The 20,182-nt window shown below is 63.1% G+C and carries 22 protein-coding genes, 1 tRNA gene and 1 pseudogene; 21 read left to right on the top strand and 3 right to left on the bottom strand.

Annotated features, from left to right (window positions below):
• The first annotated feature begins 2 nt into the window (after positions 1 to 2).
• From fliF to AC2A1F_RS00145, 18 genes are all read left to right on the top strand, one after another.
• Positions 3 to 1,739: a flagellar basal-body MS-ring/collar protein FliF gene (fliF, locus tag AC2A1F_RS00230; RefSeq protein WP_484206778.1), complete on the top strand. Its 1,737-nt coding sequence runs from the start codon at positions 3 to 5 to the stop codon at positions 1,737 to 1,739.
• On the top strand, positions 1,736 to 2,770 hold the full coding sequence (fliG, locus tag AC2A1F_RS00225; protein ID WP_484206777.1) for a flagellar motor switch protein FliG: 1,035 nt from the start codon (positions 1,736 to 1,738) through the stop codon (positions 2,768 to 2,770). The genes fliF and fliG overlap by 4 nt, the downstream gene beginning before the upstream one ends.
• Positions 2,754 to 3,401, top strand: coding sequence for a FliH/SctL family protein (locus AC2A1F_RS00220; RefSeq protein ID WP_484206776.1), 648 nt, complete (start codon positions 2,754 to 2,756; stop codon positions 3,399 to 3,401). The genes fliG and AC2A1F_RS00220 overlap by 17 nt, the downstream gene beginning before the upstream one ends.
• The gene (locus tag AC2A1F_RS00215) at positions 3,395 to 4,717 is read left to right on the top strand and encodes a FliI/YscN family ATPase (protein ID WP_484206775.1); all 1,323 of its coding nucleotides are present in this window, start codon (positions 3,395 to 3,397) and stop codon (positions 4,715 to 4,717) included. The genes AC2A1F_RS00220 and AC2A1F_RS00215 overlap by 7 nt, the downstream gene beginning before the upstream one ends.
• Positions 4,714 to 5,145, top strand: coding sequence for a hypothetical protein (locus tag AC2A1F_RS00210; RefSeq protein WP_484206774.1), 432 nt, complete (start codon positions 4,714 to 4,716; stop codon positions 5,143 to 5,145). The genes AC2A1F_RS00215 and AC2A1F_RS00210 overlap by 4 nt, the downstream gene beginning before the upstream one ends.
• Positions 5,146 to 5,178: 33 nt before the next feature.
• Complete coding sequence (locus AC2A1F_RS00205; protein WP_484206773.1) at positions 5,179 to 6,621, top strand: hypothetical protein; 1,443 nt, start codon at positions 5,179 to 5,181, stop codon at positions 6,619 to 6,621.
• 30 nt (positions 6,622 to 6,651) lie between these two features.
• Complete coding sequence (locus AC2A1F_RS00200; protein ID WP_484206772.1) at positions 6,652 to 7,254, top strand: flagellar basal body-associated FliL family protein; 603 nt, start codon at positions 6,652 to 6,654, stop codon at positions 7,252 to 7,254.
• Between the two features lie 22 nt (positions 7,255 to 7,276).
• On the top strand, positions 7,277 to 8,179 hold the full coding sequence (locus AC2A1F_RS00195) for a FliM/FliN family flagellar motor switch protein (RefSeq protein WP_484206771.1): 903 nt from the start codon (positions 7,277 to 7,279) through the stop codon (positions 8,177 to 8,179).
• An 18-nt stretch (positions 8,180 to 8,197) separates the two neighbouring features.
• Positions 8,198 to 8,518 (top strand): flagellar motor switch protein FliN, encoded by a 321-nt coding sequence (gene fliN, locus AC2A1F_RS00190; RefSeq protein ID WP_484206770.1) that lies wholly within the window; start codon positions 8,198 to 8,200, stop codon positions 8,516 to 8,518.
• Positions 8,518 to 8,799: a flagellar biosynthetic protein FliO gene (locus AC2A1F_RS00185; protein ID WP_484206769.1), complete on the top strand. Its 282-nt coding sequence runs from the start codon at positions 8,518 to 8,520 to the stop codon at positions 8,797 to 8,799. Before fliN ends, AC2A1F_RS00185 begins: the two co-directional genes overlap by 1 nt.
• A gap of 53 nt (positions 8,800 to 8,852) precedes the next feature.
• Complete coding sequence (gene fliP, locus AC2A1F_RS00180) at positions 8,853 to 9,578, top strand: flagellar type III secretion system pore protein FliP (protein ID WP_484208130.1); 726 nt, start codon at positions 8,853 to 8,855, stop codon at positions 9,576 to 9,578.
• Complete coding sequence (locus AC2A1F_RS00175) at positions 9,578 to 9,850, top strand: flagellar biosynthetic protein FliQ (RefSeq protein ID WP_484206768.1); 273 nt, start codon at positions 9,578 to 9,580, stop codon at positions 9,848 to 9,850. The genes fliP and AC2A1F_RS00175 overlap by 1 nt, the downstream gene beginning before the upstream one ends.
• Before the next feature lie 4 nt (positions 9,851 to 9,854).
• Positions 9,855 to 10,637, top strand: coding sequence for a flagellar biosynthetic protein FliR (gene fliR, locus AC2A1F_RS00170; protein WP_484206767.1), 783 nt, complete (start codon positions 9,855 to 9,857; stop codon positions 10,635 to 10,637).
• A gap of 9 nt (positions 10,638 to 10,646) precedes the next feature.
• Entirely contained in the window at positions 10,647 to 11,810 is a 1,164-nt protein-coding gene (locus AC2A1F_RS00165) for an EscU/YscU/HrcU family type III secretion system export apparatus switch protein (protein WP_484206766.1), read from the top strand.
• Between the two features lie 5 nt (positions 11,811 to 11,815).
• The gene (gene fliD / locus AC2A1F_RS00160; protein WP_484206765.1) at positions 11,816 to 13,258 is read left to right on the top strand and encodes a flagellar filament capping protein FliD; all 1,443 of its coding nucleotides are present in this window, start codon (positions 11,816 to 11,818) and stop codon (positions 13,256 to 13,258) included.
• Positions 13,258 to 13,641: a flagellar protein FliS gene (locus AC2A1F_RS00155; RefSeq protein ID WP_484206764.1), complete on the top strand. Its 384-nt coding sequence runs from the start codon at positions 13,258 to 13,260 to the stop codon at positions 13,639 to 13,641. Before fliD ends, AC2A1F_RS00155 begins: the two co-directional genes overlap by 1 nt.
• A gap of 45 nt (positions 13,642 to 13,686) precedes the next feature.
• Positions 13,687 to 14,607 (top strand): CheR family methyltransferase, encoded by a 921-nt coding sequence (locus AC2A1F_RS00150; protein WP_484206763.1) that lies wholly within the window; start codon positions 13,687 to 13,689, stop codon positions 14,605 to 14,607.
• Positions 14,608 to 14,942: 335 nt separating this feature from the next.
• Positions 14,943 to 15,614 (top strand): glutathione S-transferase family protein, encoded by a 672-nt coding sequence (locus AC2A1F_RS00145; RefSeq protein WP_298284254.1) that lies wholly within the window; start codon positions 14,943 to 14,945, stop codon positions 15,612 to 15,614.
• A gap of 30 nt (positions 15,615 to 15,644) precedes the next feature.
• On the opposite strand, the gene AC2A1F_RS00140 is transcribed toward AC2A1F_RS00145, so the two are convergent.
• Both AC2A1F_RS00140 and AC2A1F_RS00135 read right to left on the bottom strand, forming a co-directional pair.
• Positions 15,645 to 16,187, bottom strand: coding sequence for a DsrE family protein (locus AC2A1F_RS00140; protein WP_484206762.1), 543 nt, complete (start codon positions 16,185 to 16,187; stop codon positions 15,645 to 15,647).
• A 55-nt stretch (positions 16,188 to 16,242) separates the two neighbouring features.
• A complete protein-coding gene (locus tag AC2A1F_RS00135) occupies positions 16,243 to 17,217 on the bottom strand; it encodes a complex I NDUFA9 subunit family protein (RefSeq protein WP_484206761.1) in 975 nt (324 codons plus the stop codon).
• A gap of 210 nt (positions 17,218 to 17,427) precedes the next feature.
• Here AC2A1F_RS00135 and AC2A1F_RS00130 point away from each other — a divergent pair.
• The 3 genes and pseudogenes from AC2A1F_RS00130 to AC2A1F_RS00120 all read left to right on the top strand — a co-directional run.
• A tRNA-Leu gene (locus tag AC2A1F_RS00130) sits at positions 17,428 to 17,514 on the top strand.
• Positions 17,515 to 17,867: 353 nt separating this feature from the next.
• Complete coding sequence (locus tag AC2A1F_RS00125; protein ID WP_484206760.1) at positions 17,868 to 18,410, top strand: hypothetical protein; 543 nt, start codon at positions 17,868 to 17,870, stop codon at positions 18,408 to 18,410.
• A gap of 7 nt (positions 18,411 to 18,417) precedes the next feature.
• Positions 18,418 to 18,714: pseudogene (locus AC2A1F_RS00120) on the top strand (helicase-related protein); the annotation flags it as partial.
• Positions 18,715 to 18,748: 34 nt separating this feature from the next.
• Here AC2A1F_RS00120 and AC2A1F_RS00115 read toward each other — a convergent pair.
• On the bottom strand, positions 18,749 to 20,128 hold the full coding sequence (locus AC2A1F_RS00115; RefSeq protein ID WP_484206759.1) for a nicotinate phosphoribosyltransferase: 1,380 nt from the start codon (positions 20,126 to 20,128) through the stop codon (positions 18,749 to 18,751).
• Positions 20,129 to 20,182 lie beyond the last annotated feature (54 nt).

The raw sequence follows: 20,182 nt of genomic DNA, 5'->3' as shown, positions 1-20,182 counted from the left end.
AAATGGCCGACCAGACCGACCAGACTTCGCCCACCACCTTCGGCACATTGACCGATCCCGCCACCGGTGGCCCCGGCGCGCGGGCCAAGGCCTTTCTGGCGCAGCCACCCGTGCGCAAGATGCTGCCCTGGTTCGCAGGCATGTCCGCCGCAGGCCTCACCGGCGTGCTGTGGCTGGCCATGTCGCCTGCCCCGCAACGCATGCTCTACAGCCAGCTGTCCGATGGCGAACGTGCCGAAGTGATCGCCAGTCTGGAAAAGGCCGCCATCCCCTATCAGATCGATAGCGGCACCGGTGCCATCACAGTGGGCGAGGATGATCTGTACAAGGCGCGTATGGTCGCCGCTTCGGACGGGGCCATCGCCACGCCCGAAACCGGAACGCAGATGCTGGACAAGTTGCCGATGGGCGCCAGCCGCGGGCTTGAAGGGCAACGTCTGAAAGCCGCGCGCGAACGTGAGCTGGAACTGACGATGATGGAGATCGACGGCGTCGAAACCGTCCGCGTCCATCTGGCAGAGCCCGAAAAATCGGTCTTCGTGCGCGACAATTTCGCGCCCAGCGCTTCGGTCATGGTCAAACTGAAAAGTGGGCGGCAATTGTCCGAAAGCCAGGTCCGCGCCATCGTCAACCTCGTTGCAGGATCAGTTCCGGGCATGGCGATTGATGCGGTCCGCGTGGTCGATCAGCATGGCCGCTTGCTATCAGAACCGGGCGGCGTGGATGGAGACCGGCTCGAACTGCAGCAGCGCATGGAAGAAAAGCTGCGGCTGCAAGTGTCGCAATTGCTCACGCCGATGTTGGGCGAGGGCAATTTCTCGTCCGAAATTCAGGTCGATCTGGATATGGATCAGGTCACCTCCGCGCGCGAATCTTATGACAAGGAAGGCGTGGTTCGGCAAGAAAGCCAAAACGCTTCGCAATCTGCCCAACCCGCCCCCGCACAAGGCGTGCCCGGCGTTACCGCCAACACCCCGCCGCCTGCCACCGTGGCGCAACCAGGGGCACCTGCAGGAACGCCGCCTGCCGCCGCCGCGCCAACGCCGCAAAACACCGAATCCAGCTCGACCAAAACCTATGAGCTGGGCCGCGAAGTGGCAGTCTCCAACCGCGCGCCCGGAAAGCTGCGCCGCCTTTCGGTGGCCGTGGCACTCAGCCAGGAAGCGATGGCCAAGGCCAAGCCGCAGGATATCGAACAGATCAAGCAGTTGGTCAGCGCTGCCGTGGGGGCAGACCCGGCGCGCGGCGATCAGGTGGCGGTGGCAGTGCGCGCGTTCAAACCTGCCGTCGAAGAACCCATGCCCTTCTGGGAAACGCCGTGGTTCGCCACGATCCTGCGCAATGCCGTGGCACTGATCGCGGTGCTGCTGGTCCTGCTGCTGGGCGTGCGCCCGCTGATCAAGGCGCTGAAGCGTGATCCGGCCAAGCCCGAGGATGATCCCAAAGCCAAGAAGAAGAAAAGAGGCAAGAAGGGCGAAGCGGCTGAACACGACGAATCTGAAGAAAGCGAGGAGCAGGCCAAAGCCGAAGTTATCGAAGAAGCTGCACCACAGGTGACTGCCGAAGAAGTCGCTGCCGCCATGCAGCCTGCGCAAGACCCGCAAACCGGCGTGGTCGATGCCGAAGCGCTCGCCCGGCAGGTCGGCCTTGCCCAGCGGCTGGTCGAAGAAAAACCCGACAGCGCGCTGGTGGCCCTGAAGCAGATGCTGAAAACGCCCGAAGAAGAAGGTGCCGCATGAGCGAGATGACCGAAATCGTCGCCGCAGATGAAGTGCAGATCTCCGATCCCGAACGCGCCGCCGTGATGGTCATGCTGCTTGACGACGATCAGGCCGCGAAGATTCTTTCGCAGCTTGAACCTGCCGAACTGCGCCTGCTGGGTGAAAAGATGTGCGCGCTGGGCGAAATTGGCCCTGTCGCCATTGCGCAGGCCATCGCCGGTTTCGTGGAAAAGACCGAGCGTCTGGGCCTGATCGCGCATGATCGCGTTGGGCAAGTTCGCACACTGATGACCAAGGCCGTGGGCGAGGTGAAGGCTGACAGCCTGATGCAGCGCATACTTCCCGATGATCGTTCGCAAATGCCGACCATCGAACTTGCCCGCTGGCTCACTCCGCAAGTTATTGCGCCGCTGATCCGCGATGAACATCCGCAGGCGATTGCCGTGTTACTCGTCCATCTCGATCCAGAAGTGGCCGCCGCAGTGCTGCACAGCCTGCCCGATGACAGCCAAAGCCAGGTGGTGCACCGCATCGCCTCGCTCGGCCCGGTTGCGCCCGAAGCGATTGGCATGCTGGAAGAAATGCTCAACCGCCGCATCGCCGAATGTCATGGCACTGCGGCCCTCGCCATGGGCGGCCCGCGCGAAGCGGCCGATATCATCAACGCTTCGGCCCGCACGGTCGAAAAGCGCGTCATGCCCGAAATCGCCAAGCAGGACCGCCAACTGGCCAAGGCCATCGAAAACGAGATGTTCAAGTTCGAGCACCTCTATGTGCTCGACGAAAAATCGATGGGCGCGCTGCTGCGCGAAGTGGACAGCGATGCGCTGATCGCCGCATTGAAGGGCATTGCCGAGGAACTGCGCGAACCGTTCTTCCGCTCGATGTCGTCTCGCGCCGCAGATGGCATCCGCGATGAAATTGCCGCGCGCGGGCGGATGAAGATGGCTGAAGTGATCGAAGCGCAAAAAGCGATGATCGCCGCCGCGCGCCGCCTTGCTGCCGAAGGGGTGATCGTGTTCGGCGCGGGCGATGATGATTATGTCTGACGCGCTCAGAGCGGTATCTCTGGCAGACCTCGGAAACCGGTCCACAGGCTTTGCGCACGACCGTCGGTTCCTGCCGGAAGTGGCAATTCCTGAAGTGCACCTAGATGCACCTAGCACGCACTTGGCTGCACCAGACGACACACAAGTGCCTGAAGAAGCACCCGATCCTGTGGCTGAAGCATGGGCCGATGGATACGCGCGCGGCTTGGGCGATGCCCAGGAAGCCGCCGCCCAAATCATCGCCGAACGCGAAGCCGCGAGCGGCAAGATCGAGCTGACTTTGTCGCGTCTCGATGCCGCGATGCAGTCCGATCTGAAAGACCGTCTGCGCGAAACTGTGATCGCCCTGTGCGAATCCGCCATCGCCCCTGCCGCGCTCGATCCCGAAGGCCTCACCCGCCGCGTGGAAGTCGCCGCCGCAATGCTCGCCCGCGCCGAGGATGCGCGCGTGATCCGGCTTCACCCCGAAGATCTGGCGCTGATCGCCGCGCGTCTGCCCGAAGACTGGCACTTTGAACCCGATGCCGCGCTGGAACGCGGCGCGGTGCGGGTGGAAGGCGCGATTGGCGGGGTGGAGAATGGCCCGGCGCAATGGCGACAAGCGATTGAGGAAGCGTTGCGCCAATGCTGAGCTTTATCGAACCGGTGCTGGATGGCATGGCGCTGTGTCAGCCCGATTTCACCCCGCCGCGCTATGGCCTGCTGGCAGCGTGCGATGGCGGAATGCTTGAAGTTTCAGGGCTTTCGGTCCCCATCGGCACCCAATGCCGCATCGCCCATGGCGCAGGATCATTGAGCGCAGAGACCATCGGCTTCCGCAACGGACGCACCTTAATGATGCTGCTGGGCGATCCCGTGCTGCTGCGCCCCGGCGCAAAGGTCCGCCCCGAAGGCCGCCCCGGCATGGTCCCGGTGGGCGAGGCGTTTCTGGGCCGCGCGGTGGATGGCGAGGGCAAGCCGATTGACGGGCTTGGCCCGATCAACAACCGCCACGAATGGCCATCGGGGGGCGTGCGCGCTGCCGCGCTCGACCGGTCCCCGGTACGCGAAAGTTTTGATACTGGCGTGCGCGCGCTGAATGCGCTGACCACGTTTGGCGTGGGCCAGCGCATTGGCATTATGGCGGGATCGGGCGTGGGCAAATCGGTGCTGCTCGACATGATCGCGCATGGCGCGGAAGCGGAAATCGTGATCGTCGGCCTGATTGGCGAACGTGCGCGCGAAGTGTCTGATTTTGTTGAACGACATATGCAGGGGGCCAAGCGTGAGCGTTCGGTCATCGTGGCCGTGCCTGCTGACCACGCCCCTAATTTACGCATCCGTGGCGCGATGATGGCCACGGCCTTGGCCGAATACTTCCGCGCGCAGGGCAAGCGCGTGCTGCTGATCATGGACAGCCTGACGCGCGTGGCTCATGCAGGGCGCGAAATTGCGCTGCTGCTGGGCGAACCGGGCGCGGCGCGCGGCTATCCGCCGTCGGCGCTCGCCACGATCACCAAGCTGGTGGAGCGCGCGGGGAATTCTGCACAGAGCGGGGGTTCGGTGACGGGCCTTTACACCGTGCTGGCCGATGGCGACAACCAGGACGATCCGGTGGTCGATACCGCGCGTTCGATCCTTGATGGGCATATCGTGCTGTCACGCGATCTGGCCCAGCGCGGGCAATATCCGGCGATAGACATCGCCGCATCGCTGAGCCGCGTGATGAACGATATCACCGCGCCCGAACACCAGAAAGCCGCGCGCACATTCCGTGCGTTGGTGGCCAGTTACGAGGCCAATCGCGATCTGGTGCTGATGGGCGCGTACCGCGCCGGGGCCGACCCGCAGCTTGACCGCGCGATCGCCATGCACGACGTGCTAACCGGCTTCATCAGCCAGCCGCAGCGTGAGATCGTGCCGATGGCACCCAGCATTGCCGCGTTGACGCAGCTGATCGGGCCATGAAGGCAGAACGCGCCCGGTTGGCCCGGCTGCGGCGGCTGGAGCGCATCCGCGACATTGCCCGGCAGACCGCGCTGGCCGAAGCGGGTAAGGCTGAGGGCACGTTGGCGCAGTTGCAATCGCTGGTTGAGCGCACGAGCCGCCTGTCTGCCGACTATTCCGCCCGCACCGACGCCCGTGATGCCCACGGACTGCAGCAAATGCGGCATTTCGTGGCGGGCCTTGACCGCATTACCACCGGCACCCGCGCTGATGCCGAAAACGCCAAACGCATTGCCGATGCGCGCGCCCAGGAAGCCGCTGCGGCCGAGCGCCGCCGCGCCGCTGTGGAAGAGCGCGCGCAGGCTCAGGAGCGGCTGATCGCGCGAAAGATTGCCTCAGGTGCAATACCTGTAACCGGCAAGAAGCCATCTGGCACGGGTCTTGAATAGACAAGGTTAACGCAACCGCCGGAGACCTTGTCCATGCCCGATATCTCTGCCTTTTCCCTGCCAACAGCGCTGATACCGACCGTGGCGGCACCGCTGGAAAACGCAGGCGTTCCGGCAGAACCGGGCACAGGTGCAGGCACTGCCCATCCCGTTCCCAGCTTCGATGCCCTGCTGGCAATCCAGGCCAATGCCCATTCGGCCACTCTGCCAGCGGCAAACGCGATCTTGCCGGAAAGCGGCAAATCTTTGCCGGTTGAAGCCAGCACGGTTGCCGCGCGCATCCAAGCCAATCTGCCGCAAGCCATTCTGGTGAAGGCAGGCGTGGGCCGCCCATCGGCTGACCGTAATGCAAACACGACAACGCCAGAGCCAACCGAGACCGAAGAACTGGCAGGTGAAGCGCGGAGCCCTGACCCCGAAGCCAGCATTGCACCCATGCCAGACATCGCGCTGTTTGCAGCGATCTTTGCCGCGCCGGAACGGTTGGCACATCCAGCAAACGAACTGCCCACCGGACCGGCGCTGGCCAGATTCGACATGGCAACATCGGCGACCGATGCACCTGCTGCTATCGCTACGACGCCAACACAGAATCTGGCGCAGAATCCGGCAGCAAATCTGGCACAGAATCCGGCAGCGCCCGGTGCCGTGGCTGCAGCCATGGCCAGCACAGCGCAGATGGAATTGATTGCGCCGACACCGAAAAGCCTAATCGCAAGACCTGCGCCTGCCATTGCGCAAGCTACAGGGCCAACCACAGCGCCTGTTGCCCAGCCCTTTTCAGGGCCTTCTACAGGGCCTGCCGTGATGCAGGCCAATGCGCCCGAGCGCGCTGCGCTGCTTGCGACAAATGGCGAACCTGCAAGCGACGAAGCCGCACTGGCCACAGCCGCGAGGAGCGCCGTCGCTGCCCGGGAGCCATCCAGCAGCGCAAACGCGTCTGCGGCGCAGCTGATCGAAAACGCGATGGCTGGCACCATCGCCGCCGATGCACCGATGCCGACGGAGATGCTGCCCTCCGCCCCCACCCGCAGCGAAGCCAAGGCCGAACGCATCGATTTTGCCACGCTGGTCGATACGTTGAACCGCGCGCGCGAGGAGGCATCGCCCCGCACCCTGAACGTGGCGGTGACCAATACTGATTTCGGGCGCATCTCGATGCGTTTTGACAGCACGGATGCGGGCCTTTCGGTGGCGATGAGCGCGGCTGATCCCAGCTTTGTGCGTGCGGTTGGCGCCAGTAGTGAAGCGGCCGCCAGCTCTGCCGATACGCGTGGGCAGAACGGCCAGTCGCAGGCCGATGCGAGCGCCACCCGTCAGCAACAGGGCCAAGCGCAGGGCCAGCCATCCCAGCAGCAAGCCGGAACCGCGCGCACCGACACGCGCCCTTTGACCAACGCTGCACCAAATTCCCGCATGGGCGATGACGCCGCTTCGGGCAGCGCCACAACCCGCGACAGCGGCATTTATGCCTGATCCTGACCTTCCCATTCCGAGAGACAGACCATGAGCGACAAGACCGAAAAGGAAGAAAAGCCCAAGAAGAAAAAGGGCGGCGGCATGATGATCAAGGTCATCGGTGCCATTGCCCTGCTGGGCGCAGGCGGCGGCGGCGTGTTTGGCCTTGTGGCCGCTGGCGTGATCGGCGGTGGCGGTCCGCACGAAGTGATCAAGGTGGACAACAACCCCAAACTGATCCGCAAGGGCGAGGAAGACCCCTATGCCCCTGTTGCCAAGGAAGGCGAAGGCGAGGCGGGCGGTGCCGAAACCGATGGCGATGGCGGCAGCGAATTCCGCACGATCTACTACAACTTCCCCGACGATTTCACATCGAACCTGCGCGATTCCGATGGGCTGCTGCAGGTCAATATCTCCGCATCCACCCGCCGCGATTACCGGGTGGTGCTGTGGATGAAGAAGCACGAGTTGGCCATCCGGTCCGCGCTGCTGATCGCCATTGCCGACACGCCCGAAGAGGATGTGATGACGCCTGAAGGCAAGGGCCGCTTCCAAAAGCGGCTGACGGCAACGATCAACCGCGTTCTGGAAGAGAACGAAGGCTTTGGCGGGGTCGAAAACATCTACTTCAAGTCCTTCATCGTCCAGTAAGCAGGAAGGCCAACCGCTTCCCATGAAACCAGAACGCGCCTTCATTGCCGAACGTGCAATCGCACGGCACGATGTGGCGCTGCTGCGCCCCGGACCTGATCCGGCAGAACTGATCCCGGCGCTGGCCCGGATGAGCGAGCGTTTGGCCAAGGCCGTGCGCGGGGCGCTGGCACCGCTGCTGGGCGGTATGGAACCGCAAATCCAAACGGTTGCGCCGACCAAGACGGATTTTGCCGATTTCTGCATGTTCATCCCGCCGCTGGCCGCAAACTGCCTGATGCAGATCGGCACGGGTCCGTTCATGATGTCGATCGAGGGGGCAAGCGTGCTGCGGCTGGTGGACCGGGCGTTTGGCGGCCCTGGCGATACGCCGGCATCGCTGCCACGCGAATTTCCGCTGTCTGCCGAACTGATGATTGCACGGATCGAACAGAGCATCGCCACATGCCTTGCGCTGGCGCTGGGCGGCAAATGCGGCCCGATCCGCGCCGTTCGGCGCGATCCCAACCTGGCGCAGCTTCAAGCTATGCCGGACACTACGCAGATTGCCACGTTGACGCTCAACGTGGTGGAAAAGGGGCGCGCAACATGGGCCATTTCGCTGGCTTTTCCGCTGGACACGCTGAGCCAGATGTTTGCGCCCGGAGCGTTTGGACAGGGACAGGGCACGCAAGCGGCAAAAACCCACCGCGGCCCAGCCCGGCCTACTGACGCACCGTTTGCCGATATGCCCATCAATCTGACCGCCGTTCTGGTGGACATAGCCCTGCCCTTGGCCACGGTTTCGCGGCTGGAAGTGGGGCAAGTGCTGCCCGTACCCATCGCGCGCAACGTGCCGCTGGTGGTGGGCGACAAGACTTATGCCCACGGATCAATCGGCGCGATCGAAGACCGTGTTGCCATCCAGATTTCTCAACTTTCCTGAATAACGAGGCAAGAACCCATGACCTTTCAACCCCGCGGTTTCGATTTCCTCAAGGATGTGGATGTCCGCCTGACCGTTGAACTTGGCCGCACGCAGATGAAGCTGAAGGACGTGCTGGGCCTGTCAGAAGATTCAGTGGTGACGCTGGACCGGATGACCGACGAATTGCTCGACGTGATGGTCAACGGCAAGCTGATCGCGCGCGGTGAAGTGGTGGCGCAAGGCGACCGCTTTGGCCTGCGCATCGTGGAGCTGGCAGGTTCGGACGGCGAAGAACCAGCAGTTGCCTCGCCCGAGAAGAAGGCCCCGAAGGCCGCCCCCAAGGGGGATGATGCCTGATGTTCTGGTACGTTCTCAAACTGCTGGTGCTGCTGCCGCTGATCGGCGGCCTTGCCTGGGCCAGCCTGAAATTTGCCAAGCGCATGGAAGGCCGTTTCATGGGCGGTACTGCGCCGAAATCGGTGCGCATCATCGAAACGCAGATGCTGTCTCCCACGCTGCGGCTGGCTGTGCTGGAGTTTCATGGCCGCGAGATCCTTGTCTCGGCGGGGAAGAACGGGCTGGTGCGGCTGGCCGAGGCTCCGGCACGGGTACCGGTTGAGACGGAGGAGGTGCGGTGAAGCGCTTTTTTTGCGCGCTGACGACCGCGCTGGTCCTGCTGCCGCATCATGCGATGGCAGCTGTAACCCCGGCTCCCTCCCCGGAACCGGCAGCGCTTTCGGGCGCGCTGGACCGGGCCTTTGGCCAGATGGCTGGCGCACAGAGCGGCGGTTCGCTGTCGCTTTCGTTGCAGCTTTTGCTGATCATGGGGCTGCTGACGATCCTGCCCACGCTGGTGCTTATGATGACCAGCTTCACCCGGATATTGATCGTGCTGTCGATCTTGCGGCAGGCGATGGGTTTGCAGCAATCGCCGCCCAATCAAGTGCTCATCGGGCTGTCGCTGTTTCTCTCATTGTTCATCATGGGGCCAACGCTGGACAAGGTGAACGCCAATGCCATCCAGCCCTATGCCAGCGGGCAGATTGGGGCAGAGCAGGCATTCGTGGCGGGAGGGCGGGAGTTTCACAGCTTCATGATCCACCAGACGCGAGAGACGGACCTGCGCATGTTTGCCGATATGGCCAAGGCCCCGCGTTTTGCCAGCACCGCAGAGGTGCCCTATTCGATCCTGCTGCCGGCCTTTGTCACCAGTGAACTGAAGACCGCGTTCCAGATTGGCTTCATGCTGTTCCTGCCGTTTCTGGTGATCGATCTGGTGGTGTCATCGGTGCTGATGAGCCTTGGCATGATGATGATGTCACCTACCATCGTGTCCTTGCCGTTCAAGCTGTTGCTGTTCGTGCTGGTTGATGGCTGGGCGCTGCTGATGGGCAGTCTTGCCGCGAGTTTCGGATAATGGAAGATACCGCCTCGCTCCTTTCGCTGGCTGACCGGATGCTGTGGATCACCGCGCTGGTGGCCGCCCCTGTTCTGCTGGCATCGCTGGCCATCGGGCTTGTCGTCGGCATCATTCAGGCGGCAACGTCGGTGAACGAACAGACGCTGACGTTTGTGCCCAAACTGGCGATTACCGCGCTGGTGCTGGTGCTGTTCGGATCGGCCATGCTGGGCCTGATCGGGGATTTCACGAAGGAAATCTTCGATCAGATTGCGATGACGGGGAAGTAGCCGCGTGTTGCAGCTCAACTTCGGGTTTGGCGCGCTGGAGGCCGACTTCTGGCGCTGGATGTTTGTGATGACGCGGATTGGTGCGGCGATGTTTGCTGCGCCCCTGTTTGGTGCAGCAACGGTGCCGCCGCAGGTGCGCGTTATTGCCACCGGCGCGATTGCGCTGCTGGTCTGCGGATGGACGCCCGTCGTCGCGCCGCCTGCGTTGCTATCGTTGAACGGACTGCTTTGGACCGCCAACGAAGTGGTGATCGGCCTTGCCATCGGGTTCGTGCTGCAACTGTCATTCGCCGCGCCGACTTTGGCCGCAGAATTGATTGGCGGGGGCATGGGCATGTCGATCGCCACAGCGGCCGATCCGGTCAGCGGGGCCAGCTCGCCCGCGCTGGGGCAATATTTTGCGGTGGTGCTGACTGTGATTTTCCTTGGCACCGGCGCGCATCTGAACTGGATTGCTCTGCTGGTCGATAGTTACGCCACCTTCCCGCCGGGTGCGCCGTGGCTGGCGCCGGGGCGGATGGAGCTGATCACGCAATTTGCCGGGCAGATGTTCATCACCGCGCTGCTGATCGCGCTGCCGGTCACGCTGATCCTGCTGCTGGTGCAGGTGACGACAGGCATCATCAGCCGCTCTGCCCCCAGCCTCAACCTGTTTTCGCTGGGCCTGCCCGCAGGCGTGCTGGCGGGCCTTGCCGCGATGATCGCCGCCGCGCCGATGCTGACCGATGTGATGGTGGAAATCTCTGCCACCGCTGTTGGCCAAGCCGCCGCGCTGATCGCGCAATAGGGGGCGGCTGTGGCTGAGCAGGAGGGCGAAAAGACCTTTGCCCCAACAGACAAGCGCAAACGCGAGGCCGCCAAGAATGGCGATGTCTTGCGTTCGCGCGATCTGGCGACGGCCGTGGGCGTGCTGGTGGGCGCGGTCTGGCTCAAGTTTGCCGGGCCGTGGTTGTTCGATGCGCTGCAGGACACGTTGCGCGCCGCGTTCACGCTCGATCGCGGCGCGATTGAGGATTTCACGCCGAACAAGCTGCTGATCGGCGCGCTGGTGGCGGTACTGCCACCGGTGTTCGTGCTGGGAGGGCTGGTGCTGGCAGGATCAGTGTTCTCGCAGATCGGCATGTCCGATGGGCGCTGGAACGCCGGGAACCTTGCGCCCAAAGCATCGCGCATCAACCCCATGTCGGGCCTGAAACGCATGTTCGGGCCGCAGGGCTGGATCGAACTGGCCAAGGGGCTGGCCAAGCTGATCCTGCTGGGCACGATCGCGTGGTTCTGGGCATCGGGCGAGATTTCGCGGCTGATCGGGCTGGGCCACGGCGACATTCATGGGCAACTGGTGCAGGCGTGGGATGCGATCACCTCGCTGGCCTTTGCGCTGGCGGCGGGGCTGATGATCATCGCGCTGATCGATTTTCCGATCCAGTGGGTGCGCCGCTTTTTCCGCCTGCGCATGACGCTGCAAGAGATCAAGGACGAGCACAAGGAATCCGAAGGTTCGCCCGAACAGAAGGCCGCCGTCCGGGGCAAGCAGCGCCAGTTGGCGATGGGTGCGATGCAGGGCGCGATGGCCAAGGCGCAGTTCGTGATCACCAACCCCACGCACTTTTCCGTGGCGCTGACCTATGACCCGGACCTTGCCCCTGCCCCGGTGGTGCTGGCCAAAGGGCGCGGGGAAAAGGCGCTGGCAATGCGGCAACTGGCCGCAGAGCTGGGCGTGCCGACCATCGAAGTGCCGCCGCTGGCCCGCTCGGTCTATTTCACCACGCGCGAAAATCAGATGATCCGCGAAGACTTGTATGCCGCCATCGCATCCGTTCTGGCCTTCGTCATGTCGCTCAAGCGGGGGGACAATCCCGTATTGCCGCCTATCGATCTGCCAATCCACCTGCAATTCGACGCCGATGGCCGCCCCGAAGCAGTGGTGCAGCTTAATCGCACGCCTTCGCAGCCGTCCTGATAGCCATGGCCTCTGCTCCCCCCTCCTCCACCGCGTCGTCATCGGCAACTGCGCAGATCATTTCGTCATTGGGCGCAGGCAGCGGCATCAATACCGCGCAGCTGGCCGAACAGTTGGCCGCCGCACAGTTTGCCAGCCGTATCGACCAGCTTTCTGCCAAGAGCGAGAAGGTCGCGCTGCAGATTTCCAGCGCATCGAACTTGCGCTCGCTAATGACCACGCTGTCCACTTCGATCGGCACCTTGATCCGCACCGGCGATCTGGCCGTGCGGCCATCGATCTCCAACAGCAATGTGGCCACGGTCAGCAAGGGCACGTTAAGCGGAAGCGGCACTTATAGCCTTGAAGTGACGAGCCTTGCCAATGCGCAGCGGCTGGTCATGCCGGCCTATCCCGCAGCTACATCTACCGTCGGCTCAGGCACGCTGACGCTGCGCTTTGGCACGGTGGCCAGCGGCGGGTTCAACCCCGATGCGACGCGCGATGCGGTGGATATCGCCATTCCCACCGGCGCGACGCTGACCGATGTGGCCCGTTCGATCAATGCGGCAGGCGCTGGCGTCACCGCCTATGTCGCCAATGGCACATCGGGTGCGCAACTGGTGCTCAAAGGAGCCGAAGGCGCAAACAGCGGCTTCGTGATCGAGGCCACGCCCGATGTGGGTGGCGAAGACCTTGCCGCGCTGGCCTGGGCCCCTGCCACCAACACCACGCAACTGCGCGCCACGGCCACCGATGCGGCGTTCACGCTCGATGGTGTGGACTACACCGGAACCAGCAACACGGTGAACGATGTGGTCCCCGGGCTGAACCTGAAGCTGACCACCACCAATGTGGGCAACCCCGCCACGATCAGCTTCAGCGATCCATCGGCGGGCATTTCCACCGCGATGAACGACCTGACCGAAGCGCTGAACGAGGTCGTCGGACAGCTGAACGAGGCGATGCAGCGCGAAACGGGCGAGCTTAACAACGATCCCGGCGCCCGCGCCCTGCGCACCGCACTGACCCAGCTTGCCGGGCAACGTATCATGATCAACGCCGCGCCGGGCGAGCCTGCAACCCTTGCCGACCTTGGCCTGAAGACCGAACGCGACGGCAGCTTCACGCTTGATACCGAACGGTTGAACCGCACGCTGCAGGATGCGCCGCAAGCGGCAGGCGCAATGTGGACCACAGGTATTTTCGGCGTGTTTTCTGCGATAGACCGCATCGCCCGCAACACATCGTCGATCACCGGCATTTCGCTGGGCAGTTCGATCACGCGCAACACCGCGCTGCAAAAAACACTGGCCGACCGGTCCTCTGCGCTCGCCGAAAAGCAGGAAACCCTGCGTCAGCAGATGATCAGCCGCTTTGCCGCGATGGATACCCGCGTGAGTGGTTCGCAATCGACCCTGTCTTTCCTGAGGGCGCAGATCGACGCCTGGAATTCGAGTGATAACTGATGCTGCACCACCGCAATGACCCGACCGAAGCCTATCGCCGCATCGATTTTGATGCGCGCGTGTGCGGTGCGGATTCACGCCAATTGGTGGATTTATGCCTGGAGCAGGTCATCGGTTCGGTCGGCCGCGCGCTTCATGCGCAGGAACGGGCTGACAATGCCGCCAAAAGCGCCGCGCTTACCCGCGCTGTTTCTGCGCTAACCGCGTTGCAGATGGGAGTCGACATGGCCAACCCCACTGCGGGCGCACTGGTGCAGATGTATCAGGCCGCGCGCGGGGCGATCCTCGATTGCGTGACACGGTTTGATCCGATCAAACTTGCTGCCATCCGGCAGGACTTCATCGACATACGCGAGGCCATGCTGCGCAGCATTGCGGCCTGACACCCGCCAGCAGACCCGCCGCGCAGCAATCACAGGAAAACGATCATGCCGCCTGCCCGCACAACAGGTCTGCAACCGCTTGCCCGCAATGGCGAGGCCAGCCTGATGGACGCCTTTGAAGCATCGCTGCCCGGCATCAGCCCCGGGGTTTTTGACGAGGCCGACTTCAGCGCGATTGCCGAAATCGCTCACAAGGAGGCCGGGATCGTCCTGCCTGAGGGCAAGGCGATGCTGGTGTTTGCGCGGCTCTCCCCGCTGGTGCGCAACACCAATTGCGCCACGTTTGCCTCCTATGTGATCCGTATCCGCGAAGATGTGGCCGAACGCCGCAGAGCCATCAGCGCGCTAACCACCCATCACACCGCATTTTACCAGTACCCCCATCAGTTTGAGCATTTCGAGCAAATCGTGCGCCCCGCCTATGTCGAGCGACTGCTGAACGGGGGCAAAGTGCGCCTGTGGTGTGCCGGTTGCTCCAGCGGTGCCGATGCCTGGGCCATGCTGATGTCGCTGCTGGGCGATGACGAGGCGCAAGGCGAAGCTCTGGCCAAAGCCGACCTGCGCCTGCTCGGCACCGATATCGCCACCCCCGCCATCACCACAGCCCGCGTAGCCACCTATCGCAACGAAGACTTAAAGCCCGTCCCCTCCCGATTTCGCGACGCTTGGACGCACCCCAACGGCGAACATTCGATCATCGCCCCCCAAATCCAGCAACTTGCTCGCTTCCGGCCGCTCAATCTGCTGGGCGAATGGCCAATGCAGGGCCAATTTGACATTATCTTCTGCCGCACTGCGCTGCGCCATTTTGATGACACGGCAAGGGAGAGACTGGTGCTGCGGCTGGCAGAGCAGCTAACGCCCGGCGGTTGGCTCTATCTCGGCGATGGTGATGTGGTGAGTGGTGCGGCAGGTGAGGTGCTGGTGCCAGCAGGTCCTGCAACCTACCAGAAGCGCACCGTCTGAAACCGCCGCCCCACATCCAACCCGCTCCCCCGCCCTTCGGCTGGCTGGCAGGCCAGCCGCTCAGGATAAACTTCTGGCGAAGCCAGAAAGCGGGGGCCGCAGTCGCTTTACACAACATTGGCGTAAACCGCCTGAGGTCCCCGCCTGCCCTTCGGGCAGTTTATCCCGAGCTTGTCGAGGGGCGGGGACGCACAGGAATGAACCTTGCAAGAATCGCTCCTGCCGCAAAGTGTCCTCGCGCTTGACGATTGGGCGTGCGCCTATTCGCCGCTATCGGATCGAGTGGTGCAGTCACCCCTAGACTTCCCCCCCATCCCCGCGCAATGCTCCTCGGCATGTGGCAGCTTCATCAATTCCCCTTATGTCCTTTCAGCCGCAAGGTGCGGCTTTTGCTAAGCGAGAAGGGCGTCGCCTATGATCTGGTGCGCGAAAATCCGTGGGAGCGGCGTGAGGGGTTTGGGCATCTCAGCCCGGCCTATCGCACGCCTGCGATCCATAACCCTGAGCGCGGGCTGAGCCTTGCGGATAGCCGTGCGATCTGCGAGTATTTTGAAGAGACGGTCGACAAGACCCCGATGATCAACGGCACTGCGCCCACCCGCGCGGAGATTCGGCGGCTGGTCGCGCTGTTTGATGAAAACTTCTATGCCGATGTCACCGGCCCCCTGCTGGATGAACGCATGAAGAAGCGCCTCGTCTATCGCAGCCCGCCTGACAGCAAGCGGCTGCGCGATGCGATGCGGCTGGCAGATGAACACCTCGACTATATTGATTACCTGATAGACAACCGCCCTTGGCTGGCAGGCGCCACGATGAGCCTTGCCGATCTGGCCGCCGCAGCGCAGATTTCGGTCGCCGATTACCTTGGCGGGATTGACTGGTCGGGCCACGAACAGGCGCGTGGCTGGTATTCGGTGTTCAAAAGCCGGCCCAGCTTTCGCCCCTTGCTGGCCGAACGGATGGACGGCATCCAGCCGCCCAGCCACTACGCCGATGTCAATGCCTGAACAATTTTACCAGCGCGGCGCGGCAAAGGATCAGTTGTCGCGGACCACGCCGTAACCCTGCGCCATCAGGTTGGCGATGGTCATCATCGCCATCAGGTCCAGTTGCACCGCCGGATGCAAATCATCGCGCGCATAGCCGCGTGCAAGATAGGACTGGCCGCAGATCCGCACCGAAACCCCGGCGGCAGCCAGTTCCTCCAGAAGCTGGCGGCTGGGGTTGGGTTTGCCAAAGCGCTTCATATGCGCAGCATCGGTCAGCAGGTTATTGTCTGGCGCGCCGTGGACCACGATCGCGATGGCACCGGCTTTGGGCCTTACCCCGTTTGCCGCCATGGCATTGAGCATACTGGCGGCGCGGGCGAATGTCTGATGCGGCTTTGCGGGATCGCGATTGGGTTCGGACACATCAAACAGGATACGGTATTGCAGCGCCGGATCCGGTTTTTCCATCGCACCGGGAATATCTTGCGGAATGCCCGCTGATGGCACGGCCTTAACCAGCGTTTGCGCCAAGGCCGGGGCTGCTGTTGCAAGGGCAAGGGCGACGAAAGCTAAACGCAGGACTTGGGCCATGGGGGACTTTCCTTTGACAGAAGCCCCCGGGACAACCGCATCCCGGCGTTGTGCTTCAGGCTGACTTTGCCTTTACACCGAACCGCCCGAACTTGCGATAGCGCGTCATCCAGCGATCCAGGAACAGGCCCAGCGGGCGCGGGCTGACTCCCAGCGCATCGATGCCGGGCAATGTGCCAGTAGCAAAGTTGCCCGCCTTCAGTAGCTTCCACTGGCTGGTGCTCATCGGCGCGCCCGGCAGCCAGCCGGTGAGCGCGGCAAAGGCACCGGAAACCGCATCGGGCAGATCGAGCCACACCGGCGAGCGCCCCGCCGCCTTGGCGATCATGCGGTTGAGCTGGCCCATCGTCACCACTTCGGGTCCGGCCAGTTCAAACGTCTTGCCGCCATGTATTCTGGGATGCGCCAGCGCATTGCCCACTGCCTCGGCCGCATCATCAACGAACACCGGTTGCAGCTTGGCATCGGGGCCGAACACGGGGAGCACTGGCAGCTTTACCAGCCCGCCGAACATGTTGAGGAAGTTGTCATCCTCGGCAAACAGGATCGATGGGCGCATGATCGTGGCGGTCGGGAATACGGCCAGCACTGCAGCCTCTCCCTCGGCCTTCGTGCGCGCATAGGGCACATCGGACGAAGCATCGGCCCCCAGCGCAGAAATGTGGACAAACGCGGTTGCGCCCGCGTCCTTGGCGGCCTGCGCCACGCGGCCTACGCCGGTGCCCTGCAGCGCATCGAGATTTCCGGCAAATGCGCCAACAAGGTTTACCACTGCATCAACGCCGGTCAGCGCCTTGGCCACGGTCTCAGGCCGGGTCACATCGGTGCCCACCATCTGCACCTGCCCAAGGCCACCCAGCGTCTTGACCCGGAACGCCCGCTCTGGGTGACGGCTGCAAATGCGCAACCGTGCCCCTCGCGACAGGAGTTCCTGCGCCAGATGCGTGCCAAAAAAACCGCTGCCGCCCACCAAGGCCACCAGCATTCCATCCAGATCGCGCGTACGGTCGGTCGTTTCGCCATTTGCCATGTGCAAGTTCCTGCCTGCCCGCCCGAAACCCGGGCATTGTCCGTGCCGCCTTTGGCACAGCCGTGGCTGCGCTTTCAATGCCCAAACGCTCCAACCGGGGCTAGCTGGCAAAAAGACGGCCCACACGGATTTGCCCCGTTGACACCCCGCCGTGCGTGGCCTAGTGGCGCCCTCCTACCCGGCGAACGGCGCACCTGCCCTTCGCCCCGTGCCCAGATGGCGGAATTGGTAGACGCACCAGCTTCAGGTGCTGGCGCTCGCAAGGGCGTGGAGGTTCGAGTCCTCTTCTGGGCACCATTTGTTCTCCTCGGAGACCCCTGATCCATCGACAAAACGGCAGAAATCTGCCATTTTGTCCTTGGTTCTGTCCGGGTCCGTTCGCTGGAGTTTCAGGCAGTCTCACGAAAATGGGGCCATGAAACTGGCCATTGATGGCACCACTTAAATCTCGTGGCACCACCCATTCCGAGGGACACTGAAATAGCCTTGGCCCGACAGCGTTTCGAGGAGATCCGTCTGTGCCGCTCAAGGATATGCAAATTCGGCTGCTTAAGCCGGCAAGCAAGATTTACACTGCCGCCGACAATCGCGGCCTCTAGCTGGAGATCCACCCCAACGGTTCGAAGCTATGGCGTTAGAAGTATCGCCACGTGGGTACGCAAAAGCGCATCGCGCTCGGGCGCTATCCCGACACGGGCCTGGCCGAAGCGCATCGCAAGCGTGACGATGAACGGCGCAAGGGGGAGGACTGTCTCGACCCGTTGGCGACGCGGCAACGGGAAAAACTGCTTGCCGCTTTCAACGCGGCAAATACCTTCGGGGATATCGCCAAGGAGTATATCGACAAGATGGTTGCCGAGGGTCGGGCAAGCCAGCGGCCTCAATCGTCAACAGCAGTGCGATGGTTGCACGGCGCCTCTAAAGCGGCTGCAACGAAACAACCACAGCAGCACCCCGTCGTGCCCGGCGAGCTCGGACAAAGCTTGATGGCGCCGGTCATCGCGAGACTTCTTGTATGTGAAAAGGTCTTCCGCGCGGATACGGCGGTGGCGCCCTACGAGCATGTGCGGAATTGCCTCCTTTTCCAGGAGCAAGATGAGGTGCGGATGCGAGACATTGAGAATGTCGGCCGCTTGCTGTGTCGACAGCATCTGACGGACGGGCACGAGGGTCTACAAGACGGCGGAGCTTAAGCCGGACGTGTTCGCCGACCGCCTTGCTCAGGCCCCGACGATCGTCGACCGCTGCACCGTATTCGTGGAGACGCGTGAGTATGGCGAGCGCATCCTCGAGATCGTGGATCGGTACACGCACAGCTACCGGACCTACTACGCGGAGGACGACCGTGCGCATCTCGTGGCGTTCGCCAAAGGTGAGATCGACTGTCTGATCATGTGCCACCGCATCTCGCAGGGGATCGACATCCGGTCGTTGAGCACTGTGGTCCTGTTCGCGTCCGCGAGGGCGCGGCTGGAGACGATCCAGCGTATCGGCCGGTGCCTTCGCGCCGACGCGACGCTCCCTGCGCGTGTCAAGCCGCCCTTGTTCGCAACTCGTCAAAGCTGTGGCGCACCAGCAGTGTCCCTTTTCGCCATACCGGGCGCAGCAGGTTGTCGGTATCGGCTACATCCTCGACCCGCCGCACCACCAAGCCTCCCTTCTGCAGCAGCACCGCCTGTCTTCCGGCCTTGCTCGCCTTGCCGGGATCGGTCGCGGGAGCCTTGGCGACATCGTGCCACACGCCATTGGCATCGCGCATGGCGTTGGCCTTCATTGCAAAACGCAGTGTATCACGATTGACTTGCTGGAGCAGGCCGCCGCCCATGCCGAAGGCGATGTTGTCGATGGCGAAACCTTCTTCGATCAGCCGGTCTATCAACTGCGCGATAGTGGCGGGCGTCATACCATCGCCCTGAATCACGCGGACATGGGGATCGAGCACGCGATAGCCCTTGGCGTTGACGGTGCCGCCGAAGGCATCCCACAGAGTGTTGATAGTCCGCACCGGGGTTTCCACCGGATCGCCACTGTCGGGCCGGACGACCAGCGTGCCCTTGCGGGTCAGCACCTTGTTGCGCAGGCTGCCGCCCCAGATGCGGGTCAGCGCGGCATCCAGATCATAGCTGTCCGAGACAACGGCCACGGCCTTGCCCACACCATCGAAGGCATCGAGCATGTTGGCATAGGCCGCTTCCTCGCGCTCCCTCCCCCAACTGGTCATCGTGCTATGTTCAGCCGCCGGGATCGAGAACCCGGCCATATCCGCCCCGTAATAGCGGCGGGCAGCCATCAGCCCTTCCATCGTGTCAGTGCCCATGAAGTTCACAAGGTGCGCCATGCCGCCAAGGCCTGCGCTCTCGCCGCTAGTGGTGCCGCGCGCGCCGAAGTCGTGCAGCTTGAACGGCAGTTGGCCTGCAACGTCCTCGCTGGTCTTATCCAACCCTGCGCGGATGATCAGGCGGCATTGGCGGCTGAGCGTGGCGACGGTGGTCGGATACCAGATCGCGCGCAGCAGCGCGGTCTCTATGAAGGTCGCCAGCCACGGCAGGCGTGGATCGGTGGTCTCGACCTGCACCAGCGGCACGCCGGTGGGCACGATCATGCCTTCGGGCAAGGCGCGGATTTCGATCGGCAAGTAGCCTTCGTACTCGTCCAGGATGATCTGCCAACCCTCGCGGTTGAAGGGGACACCGTGCGCAGTGCAGATTGCTTCGGCCTCATCAATGTCAGCCGCATTGATCGGTCGTGCCAGATAGTCGATGAGATAGGGCTGCAGGCCCATGAACAGCACTTCATCAGCAAAATCGTTGGGCCGCGCCTCGATATAGGCGCTGATCGCGCGGGCCTCGGGCGGGTATTGCAGGAAGTGGCTGTGCTTGTAGCTGTCGGTTGCCAGAATCAGGTTGGTCATGATGTGAACTCCTCACATGATTGCCGGATGCAGGGCTCCCCTGCGCGGCGTGTC

It is taken from the genome of Novosphingobium sp. HNCC26BN242, assembly GCF_057180525.1.
The sequence above is the reverse complement of the archived record's forward strand: the minus strand, read 5'-3'. Positions and strand labels throughout refer to the sequence as shown.

Excerpts from the sequence above, each read along its gene's own strand:
- AC2A1F_RS00175 (WP_484206768.1), top strand. The coding sequence starts at position 9,578 with ATGGAAGATACCGCCTCGCTCCTTTCGCTGGCTGACCGGATGCTGTGG.
- fliP (WP_484208130.1), top strand. The coding sequence starts at position 8,853 with ATGGCAGCTGTAACCCCGGCTCCCTCCCCGGAACCGGCAGCGCTTTCG.
- fliD (WP_484206765.1), top strand. The coding sequence starts at position 11,816 with ATGGCCTCTGCTCCCCCCTCCTCCACCGCGTCGTCATCGGCAACTGCG.
- AC2A1F_RS00220 (WP_484206776.1), top strand. The coding sequence starts at position 2,754 with ATGATGATTATGTCTGACGCGCTCAGAGCGGTATCTCTGGCAGACCTC.
- AC2A1F_RS00145 (WP_298284254.1), top strand. The coding sequence starts at position 14,943 with ATGTGGCAGCTTCATCAATTCCCCTTATGTCCTTTCAGCCGCAAGGTG.
- fliG (WP_484206777.1), top strand. The coding sequence starts at position 1,736 with ATGAGCGAGATGACCGAAATCGTCGCCGCAGATGAAGTGCAGATCTCC.
- AC2A1F_RS00155 (WP_484206764.1), top strand. The coding sequence starts at position 13,258 with ATGCTGCACCACCGCAATGACCCGACCGAAGCCTATCGCCGCATCGAT.
- fliN (WP_484206770.1), top strand. The coding sequence starts at position 8,198 with ATGACCTTTCAACCCCGCGGTTTCGATTTCCTCAAGGATGTGGATGTC.
- AC2A1F_RS00195 (WP_484206771.1), top strand. The coding sequence starts at position 7,277 with ATGAAACCAGAACGCGCCTTCATTGCCGAACGTGCAATCGCACGGCAC.
- AC2A1F_RS00215 (WP_484206775.1), top strand. The coding sequence starts at position 3,395 with ATGCTGAGCTTTATCGAACCGGTGCTGGATGGCATGGCGCTGTGTCAG.
- AC2A1F_RS00185 (WP_484206769.1), top strand. The coding sequence starts at position 8,518 with ATGTTCTGGTACGTTCTCAAACTGCTGGTGCTGCTGCCGCTGATCGGC.
- AC2A1F_RS00150 (WP_484206763.1), top strand. The coding sequence starts at position 13,687 with ATGCCGCCTGCCCGCACAACAGGTCTGCAACCGCTTGCCCGCAATGGC.
- AC2A1F_RS00205 (WP_484206773.1), top strand. The coding sequence starts at position 5,179 with ATGCCCGATATCTCTGCCTTTTCCCTGCCAACAGCGCTGATACCGACC.
- AC2A1F_RS00135 (WP_484206761.1), bottom strand. The coding sequence starts at position 17,217 with ATGGCAAATGGCGAAACGACCGACCGTACGCGCGATCTGGATGGAATG.
- AC2A1F_RS00200 (WP_484206772.1), top strand. The coding sequence starts at position 6,652 with ATGAGCGACAAGACCGAAAAGGAAGAAAAGCCCAAGAAGAAAAAGGGC.
- AC2A1F_RS00210 (WP_484206774.1), top strand. The coding sequence starts at position 4,714 with ATGAAGGCAGAACGCGCCCGGTTGGCCCGGCTGCGGCGGCTGGAGCGC.
- fliF (WP_484206778.1), top strand. The coding sequence starts at position 3 with ATGGCCGACCAGACCGACCAGACTTCGCCCACCACCTTCGGCACATTG.
- AC2A1F_RS00140 (WP_484206762.1), bottom strand. The coding sequence starts at position 16,187 with ATGGCCCAAGTCCTGCGTTTAGCTTTCGTCGCCCTTGCCCTTGCAACA.
- AC2A1F_RS00115 (WP_484206759.1), bottom strand. The coding sequence starts at position 20,128 with ATGACCAACCTGATTCTGGCAACCGACAGCTACAAGCACAGCCACTTC.